General features: G+C 72.1%; 14 protein-coding genes. 11 read left to right on the forward strand and 3 right to left on the reverse strand.

What is annotated here, in order from left to right; genetic code table 11:
* The first annotated feature begins 31 nt into the window (after positions 1–31).
* Entirely contained in the window at positions 32–1,417 is a 1,386-nt protein-coding gene (locus Sru02f_RS03290; protein ID WP_109034611.1) for a cystathionine beta-synthase, read from the forward strand.
* A gap of 451 nt (positions 1,418–1,868) precedes the next feature.
* On the opposite strand, the gene Sru02f_RS03295 is transcribed toward Sru02f_RS03290, so the two are convergent.
* The gene (locus Sru02f_RS03295; protein ID WP_167469765.1) at positions 1,869–2,303 is read right to left on the reverse strand and encodes a hypothetical protein; all 435 of its coding nucleotides are present in this window, start codon (positions 2,301–2,303) and stop codon (positions 1,869–1,871) included.
* Positions 2,304–2,481: 178 nt separating this feature from the next.
* Here Sru02f_RS03295 and Sru02f_RS03300 point away from each other — a divergent pair, with 178 nt between their 5' ends.
* The 7 genes from Sru02f_RS03300 to Sru02f_RS03330 all read left to right on the forward strand — a co-directional run bounded on the left by Sru02f_RS03300 (position 2,482) and on the right by Sru02f_RS03330 (position 10,145).
* Positions 2,482–3,351: a MurR/RpiR family transcriptional regulator gene (locus tag Sru02f_RS03300; RefSeq protein WP_109034607.1), complete on the forward strand. Its 870-nt coding sequence runs from the start codon at positions 2,482–2,484 to the stop codon at positions 3,349–3,351.
* Between the two features lie 170 nt (positions 3,352–3,521).
* Positions 3,522–4,109 (forward strand): hypothetical protein, encoded by a 588-nt coding sequence (locus tag Sru02f_RS03305; RefSeq protein ID WP_109034605.1) that lies wholly within the window; start codon positions 3,522–3,524, stop codon positions 4,107–4,109.
* Between the two features lie 161 nt (positions 4,110–4,270).
* A complete protein-coding gene (gene hutU / locus Sru02f_RS03310) occupies positions 4,271–5,980 on the forward strand; it encodes a urocanate hydratase (RefSeq protein ID WP_109034602.1) in 1,710 nt (569 codons plus the stop codon).
* Positions 5,977–7,194 (forward strand): allantoate amidohydrolase, encoded by a 1,218-nt coding sequence (locus Sru02f_RS03315; protein ID WP_109034600.1) that lies wholly within the window; start codon positions 5,977–5,979, stop codon positions 7,192–7,194. The genes hutU and Sru02f_RS03315 overlap by 4 nt, the downstream gene beginning before the upstream one ends.
* Positions 7,191–8,540, forward strand: coding sequence for a formimidoylglutamate deiminase (locus Sru02f_RS03320; protein ID WP_109034598.1), 1,350 nt, complete (start codon positions 7,191–7,193; stop codon positions 8,538–8,540). The genes Sru02f_RS03315 and Sru02f_RS03320 overlap by 4 nt, the downstream gene beginning before the upstream one ends.
* 56 nt (positions 8,541–8,596) lie before the next feature.
* Positions 8,597–9,772, forward strand: a complete 1,176-nt coding sequence (hutI, locus tag Sru02f_RS03325; protein ID WP_109034595.1) for an imidazolonepropionase — start codon at positions 8,597–8,599, stop codon at positions 9,770–9,772.
* Positions 9,773–9,809: 37 nt separating this feature from the next.
* Positions 9,810–10,145, forward strand: coding sequence for a hypothetical protein (locus Sru02f_RS03330; protein WP_109034593.1), 336 nt, complete (start codon positions 9,810–9,812; stop codon positions 10,143–10,145).
* A 75-nt stretch (positions 10,146–10,220) separates the two neighbouring features.
* On the opposite strand, the gene Sru02f_RS03335 is transcribed toward Sru02f_RS03330, so the two are convergent.
* Entirely contained in the window at positions 10,221–11,132 is a 912-nt protein-coding gene (locus Sru02f_RS03335) for an RNA polymerase sigma factor SigF (RefSeq protein WP_109035006.1), read from the reverse strand.
* Between the two features lie 252 nt (positions 11,133–11,384).
* Between Sru02f_RS03335 and Sru02f_RS03340 the strand changes: the two genes are divergently transcribed.
* Both Sru02f_RS03340 and Sru02f_RS03345 read left to right on the forward strand, forming a co-directional pair.
* Positions 11,385–11,762, forward strand: a complete 378-nt coding sequence (locus tag Sru02f_RS03340; protein WP_109034591.1) for an STAS domain-containing protein — start codon at positions 11,385–11,387, stop codon at positions 11,760–11,762.
* A gap of 196 nt (positions 11,763–11,958) precedes the next feature.
* On the forward strand, positions 11,959–12,465 hold the full coding sequence (locus tag Sru02f_RS03345) for an ATP-binding protein (protein ID WP_109034589.1): 507 nt from the start codon (positions 11,959–11,961) through the stop codon (positions 12,463–12,465).
* Positions 12,466–12,936: 471 nt separating this feature from the next.
* On the opposite strand, the gene Sru02f_RS03350 is transcribed toward Sru02f_RS03345, so the two are convergent.
* The gene (locus Sru02f_RS03350; protein WP_109034587.1) at positions 12,937–14,433 is read right to left on the reverse strand and encodes an MFS transporter; all 1,497 of its coding nucleotides are present in this window, start codon (positions 14,431–14,433) and stop codon (positions 12,937–12,939) included.
* A 494-nt stretch (positions 14,434–14,927) separates the two neighbouring features.
* On the opposite strand from Sru02f_RS03350, the gene Sru02f_RS03355 reads away from it, so the two are divergent.
* Positions 14,928–15,605, forward strand: a complete 678-nt coding sequence (locus Sru02f_RS03355) for a response regulator transcription factor (RefSeq protein WP_109034585.1) — start codon at positions 14,928–14,930, stop codon at positions 15,603–15,605.
* Positions 15,606–15,632 lie beyond the last annotated feature (27 nt).

The following is a 15,632-nucleotide window of genomic DNA, read 5'->3' on the forward strand; positions in this document are numbered from 1 at the left end:
GACCCTTCATTTGCGGCATCCGGAGACCACGGTGCAATTCCACGACTCGATGATCAGCCTCGTCGGCAACACCCCGCTGGTGCGGCTCAACAGCGTGACCAAGGGGATCAGGGCGACCGTCCTGGCCAAGGTGGAGTACTTCAACCCGGGCGGCTCGGTGAAGGACCGCATCGCCCTGCGCATGATCGAGGCTGCGGAGAAGAGCGGTGAGCTGCAGCCGGGCGGCACGATCGTCGAGCCGACCAGCGGCAACACCGGCGTCGGCCTCGCCATCGTGGCCCAGCAGAAGGGCTACAAGTGCATCTTCGTCTGCCCCGACAAGGTGTCCACCGACAAGATCAACGTGCTGCGCGCGTACGGCGCCGAGGTCGTCGTCTGCCCGACCGCCGTCGACCCCGAGCACCCCGACTCCTACTACAACGTCTCCGACCGGCTGGTCCGTGAGACCCCGGGCGCCTGGAAGCCGGACCAGTACTCCAACCCGAACAACCCGCTCTCCCACTACCACTCCACGGGCCCCGAGCTGTGGGAGCAGACCGAGGGGAGGATCACCCACTTCGTGGCCGGGGTCGGCACCGGCGGCACCATCTCCGGCACCGGCCGGTACCTGAAGGACGCCAGTGACGGCGCGGTCAAGGTGATCGGCGCCGACCCCGAGGGCTCCGTCTACTCCGGCGGCTCCGGGCGCCCCTACCTGGTCGAGGGCGTCGGCGAGGACTTCTGGCCGACGGCGTACGACCGCGAGGTCGCCGACGAGATCGTCGCCGTCTCCGACAAGGACTCCTTCCAGATGACCCGCCGCCTCGCCAAGGAGGAGGGCCTGCTGGTGGGCGGCTCCTGCGGCATGGCGGTCGTCGCGGCGCTGGAGGTGGCGGCGCGGCTCGGCGAGGACGACGTGGTGGTCGTCCTGCTGCCGGACAGCGGACGCGGCTACCTCAGCAAGATCTTCAACGACGAGTGGATGGCCGACTACGGCTTCCTGGAGGACGCGGGACCCAGCGCCCGCGTCGCGGAGGTCCTGAACCACAAGGAGGGCGGCCACATCCCCTCCCTCGTCCACATGCACCCGGACGAGACCGTCGGCCAGGCCATCGAGGTGCTGCGCGAGTACGGCGTCTCGCAGATGCCGATCGTCAAGCCCGGCGCCGGTCACCCGGACGTGATGGCCGCCGAGGTCGTCGGCTCGGTGGTGGAGCGCGAGCTGCTGGACGCGCTGTTCGCCAAGCGCGCCTCGCTGGAGGACCCGCTGGAGAAGCACATGTCCGCCCCGCTGCCCCAGGTCGGCTCCGGAGAGCCGGTCGCGGACCTGATGTCGGTGCTCGGCGGCGCCGACGCGGCGATCGTCCTCGTCGAGGGCAAGCCGACCGGTGTGGTGAGCCGGCAGGACCTGCTGTCCTTCCTCGCCAAGGGCAAGTAGGACGAGCAGGGCGCAGGACGGGCAGGGCACAGGACGGGCAGGGCACAGGACGGGCAGCGCCTGGGACGAGCAGGGCGGACGGGATCCGTGGTCGGCCGGTGATCTTCGTGGACTTCGCGGAAGTGGTACGCGCGCGTCATGTGCGCGCAGCAGTCGCTTAACACGGGACCGGCAGAGTAAGGGGCGTCGGCAGGGACTGGCGGAGGTACCTCCCAGGCGTTCAGCCCTGGGGGAGGCTCCCCGGTTCCGCCGGCGCCGAACGGCGTCACGGACCTTCCGGAGCGGCTCCCGGACCTCCAACGACGCCACGGACGCGCCGCCCCGGTCGTGAGGCCCGGCACCGCGCGCGTCCCCCGCGGGGACCGCCGTCGTCCCGCCCCCCAGCGATGGGGGTGCGGCGGTCCCCGCGCAGTCTTCCCCCGCTCCTGCCCGCCCTGCCGGGCGTCTTCTCTCAGTCCTCCCAGGCGTCGCCGCGTCCGGCGCGGCGGCGGTGCCCGAACAGGCCCGGGTTGGTGCGGGCGACCTGGACCACGTTGACCCCGACGATGCCCGCCCAGGCGACCAGCATCCCGGGCAGGTTCGCCACACCGCCGCCGATCGCGGACAGCGGGACCGCCAGCACCAGCGAGACGATGCCGAAGCCGAAGCGCTCGCCGAAGGTGTCCGTGGGCTTCGGCGACCGGCTGTCCCGGGCCGCCGTCATCTGCTGCTCGGCGAGCTGCCGGCGCACCCGGCGCTCCACCGCTCCGTCGATGCGCTGGTCGACCTTCTCCAGGAACGAGTCGACCAGTGCGGACTCGTACTCCTCGCCCAGCTCCCTGCGGGTCCGCAGGGTGGCGTCGAGTTCCTTCTTCAGGTCGGCGTCGCGTGCGTCCATTCCCGTCATGGATTCCACGGTAGGCAGCGGGGGCGCCGTCGGCACTGGGGACAACCCCCCGTTCTCGGCGGGGGCGGGCCGGTACGGGTCGGCGCCGCGGACCGGTACGGGTCGGCCCGCGGCGCCGCCTCGCTGTATAACGGTATGCAGAAGTCGGGGAGCGTGAATAGGTCGAGGGGGCCACGTCATGAACGGGACCGGCGGGACCAGCGGGGCGAGCGGGACCGACAGTCCGGCCGCGCGGCTGCAGACGCTCTTCGAGGGGCACCGGCTGACGCCGACCCAGCGGCGCATCGCGCACAGCATGGTGCGCCGCGCCTCCGACGTGCCCTTCCTGTCGAGCGTGGAGCTGGCCGAGCTGGCCGGGGTCAGCCAGCCGTCCGTGACCCGCTTCGCCGTCGCCCTCGGCTTCGACGGCTACCCGGCGCTGCGCCGGCACCTGCGCGAGGTCGCCCCCGCGGAACCGGTCGCGGACACCGGCGCCGTCAACGAGTACCAGCAGGCCGTGGCGGCCGAGATCGAGAACCTGCGGCATCTCGCCGAGGTGCTTGCCGACCCGGGGCCCGTGCGGGAGGCGGGCCGCCTGCTCGCCGCGAGTCGGCCGCTGCCGGTGCTCGGACTGCGGGCCGCCGCCGCCCAGGCACACGGCTTCGCCTACTTCGCCGCCAAGGTCCACCCGGACGTCCGGCTCCTCGGCGAGGGCGGCACGATGCTGCGCGACCGCATCGACGCCGCCGTCCGGGCCGGGGCGGGCACGCTGCTCTGCTTCGCCCTGCCCCGGCACCCGCGCGAGGTCGTCGAGGCGCTCGCGCACGCCAAGGAGGCCGGGCTCACGGTGGTGACCGTCGCCGACTCCGCCTTCGCGCCGGTCGCCAAGGTGTCCGACCTGCTGCTGCCCGCCGCCGTCGGCACCGGCCTCGCCTTCGACACCGCCTGCGCGCCGATGCTGCTCGGCCGGGTGCTCCTCGAGGCGATGTGCGACGACCTGCCGGACGCGCAGGCCCGGCTGGAGGAGTTCGACACCAAGGCCGCGGCGCGGGGACTCTTCGTGGACTGACCCGGCTGACCCGGCTGACCCGACTGGCCCGACTGACCCGGGAGCACCGCCGAGGTGGCCCGGACGGCGGACGGGTTCTCAGATTCGTCTCAGCTTGCCCCGTTACAGTGCGGCGCCTGACACACCCTTCAGACGCATCGCACAGGCAGGAACGGGACAGGAGGCAGGACGTGGCGCGCGGAGGACAGGTGGGACTGGCTCGGGTCGCCGTCGTCGTACGGGCGGGCGCCGCACCACTGTGGTGGCTGGGCGTCTTCGCGGCGGGCATCGGCGTGCTGGTGCCGGGGCTCACCGGACGCCGGATCGGTGTGCTGGCGGGCGCCGCCCTCTTCATCGTCGCCACGGCCGTCGTGGCGTGGGCGCGCCGGCGGCGCTACACGGCCCTGGCCGGTTCGGCGGTCCGCGCGGGCAAGCACGACGTGCTCCAGGACCGCGGGGTCACCGTACGCGACTGGCGCCGCGGCCACCGCTGGTGGCTGCTCCTGGCCTTCCTCGCCGCCCTCGGCAGCGCCTTCGCCCTGCCCGCCGCGGGCGGGCTGCTGCTGGCCGGCTGCGGTGCCGGGCTGTGGCTCAAGTCCGCCTGGATCGGCCGCCTCGAACAGGCCGGGGACGTCCTGCTGTGGGTCCGCGTGGACTGGCTCGCCGACAACGCGGGCCGCCCCGCGGGCAAGGCGGTCAAGGCCTATCGCAGCACCGGCATCGCGGCGGGCGACGCGGCACCGGGTGGAGCGAGGCGGAAGACGCCCGCGGCGGTCTGAGCGACGTCCGGCAGTTCGAGCGCGGGGCCCCCGACCGGGGGCCCCGCGCTCGTTTGCGGGCGGCGCGGGCCCGACCCTGTTGACTAGCTCTATTCAGGAGGCGAGGATATGAATATCCGTAGCAACAATCCGCCGGGAGCACAGCCACCAGGAGGCAGACCATGTCCGGACCTCGTCCCGTCCGAGCGCCACGCGGTACCGAGCCGAGCGCCCTGGGCTGGCAGCAGGAGGCCGCCCTGCGGATGCTGCAGAACAACCTCGACCCGGAGGTCGCCGAGCACCCCGACAAGCTCGTCGTCTACGGCGGCACGGGCAAGGCGGCCCGCGACTGGCGCTCCTTCGACGCGATGGTGCGGACCCTGCGCACCCTCAAGCAGGACGAGACGATGCTCGTCCAGTCCGGCCGCCCGGTCGGCGTCATGCAGACCCACGAGTGGGCCCCGCGCGTCCTCATCGCCAACTCCAACCTCGTCGGCGACTGGGCCAACTGGGAGGAGTTCCGCCGCCTGGAGGCCCTCGGCCTGACCATGTACGGGCAGATGACGGCCGGCTCCTGGATCTACATCGGCACCCAGGGCATCCTCCAGGGCACCTACGAGACCTTCGCCGCCGTCGCCGCCAAGAAGTTCGGCGGCACCCTGGCCGGGACCATCACCCTCACCGCAGGACTCGGCGGCATGGGCGGCGCCCAGCCCCTCGCGGTCACCATGAACGACGGCGTCGTGATCTGCGTCGACTGCGACCCGCGCGCCATCGACCGCCGCATCGAGCACCGCTACCTCGACGTGAAGGCCGACTCCCTCGACCACGCCCTCCAGCTGGCCACCGAGGCCCGCGACCGGCGCAAGCCGCTGTCCATCGGCGTCCTCGGCAACGCCGCCGAGCTGGTCCCGCAGCTCCTCGCCATGGGCGCCCCGATCGACATCGTCACCGACCAGACCTCGGCCCACGACCCGCTGGCCTACCTGCCCACCGGCATCGCCTTCGAGGACATGGCCGACGCCGCCGCCAAGGACCCGGCCGGCTTCACCACCCGGGCCCGCGAGTCCATGGCCCGGCACGTCGAGGCGATGGTCGGCTTCCAGGACGCCGGTGCCGAGGTCTTCGACTACGGCAACTCCATCCGCGGCGAGGCCCAGCTCGCCGGATACGACCGGGCCTTCGCCTTCCCCGGCTTCGTCCCCGCCTACATCCGCCCGCTGTTCTGCGAGGGCAAGGGCCCCTTCCGCTGGGCCGCCCTGTCCGGCGACCCCGCCGACATCGCCAAGACCGACAAGGCGATCCTCGACCTCTTCCCGGAGAACGAGTCGCTGGCCCGCTGGATCAAGATGGCGGGGGAGCGGGTCCACTTCCAGGGCCTGCCCGCCCGCATCTGCTGGCTCGGCTACGGCGAGCGCGACAAGGCCGGTGAGCGGTTCAACGACATGGTGGCGAGCGGTGAGCTGGCCGCCCCGATCGTCATCGGCCGCGACCACCTCGACTGCGGCTCCGTCGCCTCCCCGTACCGCGAGACCGAGGCGATGCTCGACGGCTCCGACGCCATCGCCGACTGGCCGCTGCTCAACGCCATGGTCAACGTGGCCTCCGGCGCCTCCTGGGTCTCCCTCCACCACGGCGGCGGCGTCGGCATGGGCCGCTCGATCCACGCCGGGCAGGTCACCGTCGCCGACGGCACCCCGCTCGCCGGGGAGAAGATCCGCCGGGTGCTCACCAACGACCCCGGCATGGGCGTCATCCGGCACGTCGACGCCGGGTACGACATCGCCGAGTCGGTGGCGGCCGAGCGCGCCGTGCGGGTACCGATGCGCGAAGGCCGCGAGGGTGCGGAGACGCCCGAGAGCGACACGGCGCGCGAGGGTGACGGCGCGTGAGCTTCCACAGCATGTGGGCGGAGCTGCTGCCGGTCGGCCGCAGCTCCGCCTCCGGCGGCTACCGCCGCTCCGCCTGGACCGGCGCCGACGCCGACTGCCGGACCTGGTTCCAGGAGCAGGCCGAGGCCCGCGGCCTGACCTACGAGACCGACCGCAACGGCAACCAGTGGGCCTGGCTCGGCGACCCGGCGGCCGGGAACGCCGTCGTCACCGGGTCCCACCTGGACTCCGTGCCCGACGGCGGCGCCTTCGACGGCCCCCTCGGCGTGGTCTCCGCCTTCGCCGCCCTGGACGAACTGCGCGGGCGGGGAGCGCGGTTCACCAGGCCGCTCGGCATCGTCAACTTCGGCGACGAGGAGGGCGCCCGCTTCGGCCTGGCCTGCGTCGGCTCCCGGCTGACCGCGGGCGCGCTCACCGTCGAGCAGGCGCACCGCCTCACCGACGGCGACGGCATCACCCTCCCGCGGGCCATGGAGTCCGCCGGGTACGACCCGGACTCCCTCGGGCCCGACCCCGAGCGGCTCGCCCGCATCGGCGCCTTCGTCGAACTCCACGTCGAGCAGGGCCGCGCCCTCGACCTGTCCGGCGACCGCATCGGCATCGCCTCCGCCATCTGGCCGCACGGCCGCTGGCGGTTCGACTTCCGGGGCGAGGCCAACCACGCCGGCACCACCCGTCTCACCGACCGGCACGACCCGATGCTGCCGTACGCCGAGACCGTCCTCGCCGCCCGCCGCGAGGCCGAACTCGCCGGTGCCGTCGCCACCTTCGGCAAGATCGGCGTGGAGCCCAACGGCGTCAACGCCGTCCCCTCCCTGGTACGCGGCTGGCTCGACTCCCGCGCCGCCGACCAGGAGAGCCTGGACACCGTGGTCACCGGCGTCGAGAAGGCCGCCCGCGAGTACGCCGCGGCCCAGGGCGTGGACCTCGACGTGGTCCGCGAGTCCTTCACGCCCGTCGTCGAGTTCGACCACGCCCTGCGCGACGAACTGGCCCGCATCCTCGGCACCGGGACGGAGCTGAAGGTGCCCGTCCTCGGCACCGGCGCCGGACACGACGCCGGAATCCTCTCCGACCGCATCCCGACCGCCATGCTGTTCGTACGCAACCCCACCGGCGTCTCGCACTCCCCGGCCGAGTACGCCGCCGAGGACGACTGCGTGGCCGGGGTGAACGCACTCGCCGACGTACTGGAAGGGCTGGCCTGCACGTGACCTCCTCCGAGCGGACCCGCACGTACTGGCTGGAGCACGCCTGGCTCGGCACCCATGTCGAGCCGGGCGTCGCCGTGGACGTGAGCGACGGCCGCATCGCCGCCGTTCACCAGGGCGTCGCCACCCCGCCGCCCGGCGCCGAGATCCTGCGCGGACTGACCCTGCCGGGACTGGCGAACGCGCACTCGCACGCCTTCCACCGCGCCCTGCGCGGCACCGTCCAGGTCGGCTCCGGAACCTTCTGGACCTGGCGCGAGGTCATGTACTCCGTCGCCGACCGGCTGACCCCGGACACCTACCACGCCCTCGCCCGCGCCGTGTACGCCGAGATGGCGCTGGCCGGCATCACCGCCGTCGGCGAGTTCCACTACGTGCACCACGCGCCCGGGGGCACCCCCTACGCCGACCCCAACGCGATGGGCGAGGCCCTGATCGAGGCCGCCGCCGAAGCCGGTGTCCGCATCACCCTCCTCGACACCTGCTACCTGTCCTCCGGCTTCGGCGAACCCCCCAACACCCACCAGCAACGCTTCTCCGACGGCACGGCGGAGTCCTGGGCCGAACGCTGTTCAGTTCTCAAGGAACGGGATCACGCACGGATCGGGGCCGCGATCCACTCCGTGCGGGCCGTGCCCGCGGACCAGTTGGCGACCGTGGCGCAGTGGGCCGAGACGCGGCGGGCCCCGCTGCATGTGCACCTGTCCGAGCAGACCGCCGAGAACGACGCCTGCCGCCAGGCCCACGGCCGCACCCCGACCCGCCTCCTCGCCGACCACGGCGTGCTCGGCCCCCGCACCACCGGCGTCCACAACACCCACCTCACCGACGAGGACATCGCGCTGCTCGGCGGCAGCCGCACCGGCACCTGCATGTGCCCCACCACGGAACGGGACCTGGCCGACGGCATCGGCCCCGCGGCCGCACTCCAGCGGGCGGGCTCGCCGCTCTCCCTCGGCTCCGACAGCCACGCCGTCGTCGACCTGCTGGAAGAGGCGCGCGCCATGGAGCTGAACGAACGCCTGCGCACCCGCGCCCGCGGCCACTGGACCGCCGCGGCCCTGCTGCGCGCCGCCACCGCCGACGGGCACGCCGCCCTCGGTTGGGACGACACCGGTCGCATCGAGGCCGGGGCCCGCGCCGACCTCGCGACGGTCGCGCTGGACTCGGTCAGGACAGCGGGGCCGCTGCCCAGGCTCGGCGCCGAGACGGCCGTATTCGCCGCGACGGCAGCGGACGTACGGCACACGGTCGTGGGCGGGCGGCACGTCGTACGCGACGGGGCGCACGCCCTCGTACCGGACGTGCCGCAGGCCCTCGCGCGGGCCGTCGAAGCCCTGCGCGCCTGACCACCGGCGCCCGCCCACGCCGCAGCCCCCGCCCCCACGAGGACACCAGGGACCCCATGAGCAGCAGCACCGTCATCACCAACATCGCCGCACTCGTCACCAACGACCCCTCCCTCGGCGACCACTCCCCGCTCGGTCTGGTCCGGGACGCGGCCGTCGTCATCGAAGGCGAACGGGTCGCGTGGACCGGTGAATCAAGCAAAGCACCCGCCACTGACAACCGGGTCGACGCCGAGGGCCGGGCGGTCCTTCCCGGCTTCGTGGACTCCCACTCCCACCTGCTCTTCGCGGGCGACCGCACCGAGGAGTTCAACGCCCGCATGTCCGGCCGCCCCTACAGCGCGGGCGGCATCCGCACCACCGTCGCCGCCACCCGCGCCGCGAGCGACGCGGAACTGGAGGCCGGTCTCACCCGTTACCTCGCCGAGGCCCTGCGCCAGGGCACCACGACCTTCGAGACCAAGTCCGGCTACGGCCTGACCACCGCCGACGAGTCCCGCGCCCTGCGCGTCGCCGCCCGCCACACCGACGAGGTCACCTTCCTCGGCGCCCACATCGTCGCCCCCGAACTCGCCGACGACCCCGCCGCCTACGTCGACCTGGTCACCGGCGAGATGCTCGACGCCTGCGCCCCGCACGCCCGCTGGATCGACGTGTTCTGCGAGCAGGGCGCCTTCGACGGCGACCAGGCCCGCGCCATCCTCACCGCGGGCAGGGCCAGGGGCCTGCACCCCCGCATCCACGCCAACCAGCTCTCCTACGGCCCCGGCGTCCAGCTCGCCGTCGAACTCGACGCCGCCAGCGCCGACCACTGCACCCACCTCACCGACGCCGACGTGGACGCACTCGCGAACAGCCGTACGGTCGCGACCCTGCTCCCCGGCGCCGAGTTCTCCACCCGCGCCCAGTGGCCGGACGCCCGGCGCCTGATCGACGCGGGTGCCACGGTGGCCCTCTCCACCGACTGCAACCCCGGCTCCTCCTTCACCTCCTCCGTCCCCTTCTGCGTCGCGCTCGCGGTGCGGGACATGGGGATGACGCCGGACGAGGCGGTCTGGTCGGCCACCGCGGGCGGCGCCGCGGCCCTGCGCCGCGAGGACGTCGGCCGCCTCGTCCCGGGGGCGTACGCCGACCTGACGCTGCTTGACGCCCCGAGCCACGTCCACCTGGCCTACCGGCCGGGGGTGCCGCTGGTCGCGGGAGTGTGGCGGCGGGGCGTACGTAAGGTGTGAGCGTACGAGCGTCGGTGGGAGCGGGGGGACGGGGCGGATGGCGAGGCACTGGCGGGCCTGGGGGGCGCCGTTCCTGGTGAACCTGCTGCTCGGCGTCCCGGCCGTGGTACCGATCTGGCTCGTCTGGTACGTGCTGGCGAACGGGCCGCTGGCCGAGTACGGCGGGCCCATGCGCAACCCGACGGAGAACGACGGCCTGCTGCCCATGCTGGTGGTCGTCGTCCCGGTGGTCGTGCTGTTCGGCCTCATCTGGTGGCTGGCCAACCAACCCCTACGACGCAGGACGACCCTCGCCCCGGGCTCCTTCTGGCTGCTGTGCGTCCTCGTGCCGTTCCTGCCGATGACGGCCGGGCTCATCGCCAGCCCTCCATGAACAGCCCGAAGGGGGGCGGCCCGGCTTCGGACCACCCCCCTGGAGGGCAAGCGACACCCGGTCAGGGTCCGAGGACTACTCCTCGACCGTGAGCCCCTTGCGCAGCCGTACGAGGGTCCGCGACAGCAGACGCGAGACGTGCATCTGGGAGATGCCCAGCTCCTCGCCGATCTCCGACTGGGTCATGCCGGCGACGAAACGCAGGGAGAGGATCTTCCGGTCCCGGGAAGGCAGCTCGGCGATCAGCGGCTTCAGCGACTCGACGTACTCGATGCCCTCGAGCCCGTGGTCCTCGTAGCCGATGCGGTCGGCGAGCGCGCCCTCCGCGTCGTCCTCCTCCGGCTGGGCGTCCAGCGAGGAGGCGGTGTAGGCGTTGGACGCCGCCATGCCCTCGACGACCTCGTCCTTGGACAGGCCGAGGTGCTCGGCCAACTCGGTCACCGTGGGGGCCCGGTCGAGGCGCTGGGCCAGCTCGTCGCCGGCCTTCGCCAGGTCGAGCCGCAGCTCCTGGAGGCGGCGCGGAACGCGCACGGACCACGAGGTGTCACGGAAGAAGCGCTTGATCTCGCCGATGATGGTCGGCATCGCGAACGTGGGGAACTCCACACCGCGCGACAGCTCGAAGCGGTCGATCGCCTTGATCAGGCCGATGGTGCCGACCTGGATGATGTCCTCCATCGGCTCGCTGCGCGAGCGGAAGCGGGAGGCGGCGAACTTGACCAGCGCGAGGTTCAGCTCGACGAGCGTGTTGCGTACGTACGCGTGCTCGTGGGTGCCTTCCTCCAGCGACTCCAGCCGCTCGAAGAGGGTCTTGGACAGGGCCCTGGCGTCCGCCGGAGCGACCTCGTCGTACGCGGGGATGTCCGGAAGCCCGGCGAGTGCGTCGTGGTCGACGACTGCGTCGTGGTGCTCGATGGGATCCAGATGTTCCGGAGGGAGTGTCGACGTCGCTTGGTGGGTACGCGATCCGTCGAGCCGGGGTGACATGATGTCCTCCATCGTTCTCGGCATACGGCTGCCGAAGCCAAATACGTGCACTGCGGTGTGCGGCGCCTCCAAAGCCGGCCGTGTCGGTTTACGTGTCCTACTAGCCCTACCGGGTTTACCGAGCCGACCGCAAGTGTGTTCTGTGCGGGTATGTCCGTTTGTGTGCGGTTGTTCGGGTGTCGGAGTGCGGTGGGAGGGCGTAGTGTTCGAGTGCGTCAGCAAGCAGTCACGACCTCGGGAGAGAGAAACGGCATGGACCGCGGGACGGTCGGCAGTGCCCAGTCGGGCCGGCTTCTGGTCGAGGTACGGGAAGAGGGACCCAGCGCCGTCGTGACCCCGGCGGGTGAGCTGGATCACCACACCGCCGATCTGTTGCGCGAGCCGCTGGAGGAATGTCTCGACAAGGGATTCAACCGGCTCGTCGTGGACTGCTCACGGCTGGAGTTCTGCGACTCCACGGGGCTCAACGTCCTGCTCGGCGCTCGGTTGAAAGCGGAAGCCGCGGGGGGCGGAGTGCATTTGGTGGCCATGCAGCCGGTAGTGGCGCGCGTGTTCGAGATCACGGGGGCCGAAGCGGTCTTCACCCTTCATGACACGCTTGCGGCCGCCCTGGCCGACGCGTCCGACTGAGCCCTCCTTGTCCGGCCGACGGAGGGGTGCGTGTGCTTCCCGGAGCGGGTGTTTTCACCCCGCGCCGGGTTTCGTGCGCAATACAGGGGTGTTCGTGCGATCCGGTCGGGCAGGAGACACCCTGAACCAGCTGTGTACGACATGGCTGTCTACGACTTTGAAACGTGAACTGGTGAATCGGTGAGGTGAAGCGCTGATGAGCACCACCCGGCCCTATCCGCCGGGCGACCGCGGCCCGGAGCCCGGCGGCGCTTCCGGGACGGCGTCCGCGCCCGCGTCCGGGGAGGGCGGCGGGCGGCAGTCCCGCAGGCTGAGCTTCGAGGACGCGAGCGGGGTCGTCCCGCTGGCCCGTGACTTCACCCGCGAGGCGCTGTACGCCTGGGGCTGGCTGCCCTCCGCCACCGCGGACCAGCGTGCCGCCGCGGAGGACGTCCTGCTCGTGGTCTCCGAGCTGGTCACCAACGCGTGTCTGCATGCCGAGGGTCCGGACGAGCTGTCGATCACCTGCGAGAAGAAGGTGATCCGGCTGGAGGTCTCCGACCGCGGTACGGGTCAGCCGGCGCCGCGGACCCCGCACCGCGCGGGGCGCCCCGGCGGGCACGGCATGTTCATCGTGCAGCGGCTCTGCCTGGACTGGGGCGTCGTACGGACGCCGGGCGTCGCGGGCAAGCGGGTGTGGGCGGAGCTGGGCGCCCCGGCGTAGGCCCGCGGCGCTCGGGCGGGTACCGCCCGTCCGCCCACCCGTCTCGGTCGGCCAGAAGGTCGCCGTCCCCGGGGCCGCGCTCCGGCCCGCGGAGCGGACTGCGCGCCTGCTCTCCGCGGACACAGCCGTCAGGCCAGACAGAATTCGTTGCCTTCCGGGTCCGACAGGTACGCCCCGTCGTCCCACTCGTCCTCCGGAACCTCGTGGTGGGCGGAACCGCTCCTCCCGGCTCCCGAACCCCGGGGGTGCGGGCTTCTCCGCACAGCCCAGCGCCGGCGCCCAGAACGCCGCCAGGCTCGCCGGGTTCGCGCAGTCGCTCGTCAAGCTCCACCTGGTCGCCATGAGTCCTTCCCCGGTCGGAGGACCGGACTGTTCCCCGCACCGCCGACGACCCCGCCCCAACGCCCGGAGGGCCACCCCATCCGCCGGATGAGGTGGCCCTCCGAAAAGAAGCGGGCGTGCCCGCAGGGCTCAGCGGACGTCGCCCATGAGTTCCTTGACGCGCTTGCGGTACATCCAGATCGCGACGCCCGCGACCACCGCGAGGGTGGCCTCCGCGGCGACGATGCCCGTCTTGTTGAGGTCGACGCCCGCGATGGAGAGCAGGCCGGTCGTGGCGTCACCGGCGGTGACGGCCAGGAACCAGACGCCCATCATCTGCGAGGCGTACTTCACCGGCGCCATCTTCGTCGTCACCGACAGGCCGACCGGGGAGAGCATCAGCTCGCCGCAGGTCTGGACGAAGTAGATCGCCACCAGCCACATGGCCGCGGCCTTGTGGCCGCCCTCGGCGATGCCCAGCGGGGCCAGGAAGAGGAAGAAGGACGCGCCGACCAGGACCAGACCGCCGCAGAACTTGACGACCGTGCTGGGCTCCTTGCCCCGGCGGTTGAGCGCCAGCCACACCGTGGCGAAGACCGGGGCCAGGGCCATGATGATGACCGGGTTGACCGACTGGTACCAGGAGACCGGGAAGCTCCAGCCGAAGACGCTGTTGTCGGCCGAGGAGTCGGCGAACAGCGACAGGGTCGAGCCGCCCTGGTCGTAGATCATCCAGAACACGGCGGCGGCGACGAAGAACCAGATGTACGCCGACATCTTGGACTGCTCGGCGCGGTCCAGGGACTTGTCGCGCTTGATGTTGGTCAGCACCAGCACCGGGATGATCACGCCGAGCAGGGTCAGCGGGACCAGGATCCAGTTCAGGGTGTAGTGGCCGGAGAAGCCGACGATCGCGTAGAAGACGACGGCCAGCGCGGCCCAGAAGGCGGCCTTGCGCAGCGTCGAGGTCTTCTCCTCGACGGACAGCGGCTTCGGGACCACGCTGGAGTGCGGGGCCAGGTGGCGGCTGCCGATCAGGAACTGGAGCACGCCCAGGCCCATGCCGACCGCGGCGAGCGCGAAGCCCAGGTGCCAGTTGACGTTCTCGCCGATGGTGCCGATGGTCAGCGGCGCGGCGAAGGCACCGAGGTTGATGCCCATGTAGAAGACGGTGAAGCCACCGTCGCGGCGCGGGTCGTCGGGGCCGTCGTAGAGCTGGCCGACCATCGTGGAGATGTTGGCCTTCAGCAGACCGGAGCCGATGGCGACCAGGCCGAGGCCCGCGTAGAAGGTGCCGGAGGACGGCAGCGCCAGCGTCAGGTGGCCCAGCATGATCACGCCGCCGGCGATGGCGACGGTCTTGCGGGGACCCCAGACGCGGTCGCCGAACCAGCCGCCCGGCATCGTGAGCAGGTACACCAGCGAGAGGTACACCGAGTAGATCGCGGTCGCGGTGCCGGCGCCGAGGCCGAGGCCACCCGGGGCGACGAGGTACAGCGGGAGCAGAGCCCTCATGCCGTAGTAGGAGAACCTCTCCCACATCTCGGTCATGAAGAGTGTGGCCAGTCCGCGGGGGTGGCCGAAGAAGGTCTTCTCGGTGCCGGGGGTGCCCGGGGTGACCGAGTCCTTCGTCAGGCTGGACGCCATGGTCGATCCTTGCTGGTCGGGACGCGCTCATGAGGCGATGCGCGCCCGGTGGGGGGCGGCCGGCACCGGCGGCCTTGCCCGCCCGTCCCACGCCTGAGGGATCCGCTCCGGATTGCGAAGCGGTGGGCGGCGGCCACCGGGATCCACGCCTCTGCGCGCGTCACTGCACGCGGTGAGGCCCGGCCACAGGTCATTCCTTTCAAGGCCGACGGTGGGGGTCGGCCCGCACACAAAAGAGACCTTCAGCGTCGAACTGTCGCCAAAGGTCCGCTGGGTGCTACAGGCGCTGATTCACCATACGGCAGGACACCGCCCGGTATGGAAGGACTTGAGACGCGGATCACAGGTAATAGTGGAACCGTGAACGATCTTTCGAAGGTTTCCTACAGGATGGCACCCCACAGCCGCAGGTCCGGACGCGGGGGCGGCGGGGCGGGGCGGTCCGCGGGGCGATCTTGCCCCGGGCGTTGCTCCGAGCGGTCTACCATCAGCCCATGACCCGTGTACTGCTCGCCGAGGACGACGCGTCCATCTCGGAGCCGCTGGCCCGCGCACTGCGCAGGGAAGGGTACGAGGTCGAGGTGCGTGAGGACGGACCCACCGCAGTCGACGCGGGGTTGCAGGGCGGCATCGACCTGGTGGTGCTGGACCTGGGCCTGCCGGGCATGGACGGACTCGAGGTCGCCCGCCGGCTGCGGTCCGAGGGCCACACCGTGCCGATCCTGATCCTGACCGCGCGCGCCGACGAGGTGGACACCGTCGTAGGCCTGGACGCGGGCGCCGACGACTACGTCACCAAGCCCTTCCGCCTCGCCGAGCTGCTCGCCCGGGTCCGGGCCCTGCTGCGGCGCGGTGCCGCCGAGCCGCCGCAGCCGCCCGCCACCCACGGTGTGCGCATCGACGTCGAGTCGCACCGGGCCTGGATGGGCGAGGAGGAGCTCCAGCTCACCGCGAAGGAGTTCGACCTGCTGCGGGTCCTGGTGCGCGACGCGGGCCGGGTCGTCACCCGCGACCAGCTGATGCGCGAGGTCTGGGACACCACCTGGTGGTCGTCGACCAAGACCCTCGACATGCACATCTCCTGGCTGCGCAAGAAGCTGGGCGACGACGCGGCCAACCCGCGCTACATCGCCACCGTGCGCGGCGTGGGCTTCCGTTTCGAGAAGAACTGAACGAGCCCCGAGAGGGCCTTGCGGGTA

It is taken from the genome of Streptomyces rubrogriseus, assembly GCF_027947575.1.
In the GTDB taxonomy this organism is placed as follows: Bacteria; Actinomycetota; Actinomycetes; order Streptomycetales; family Streptomycetaceae; genus Streptomyces; species Streptomyces rubrogriseus.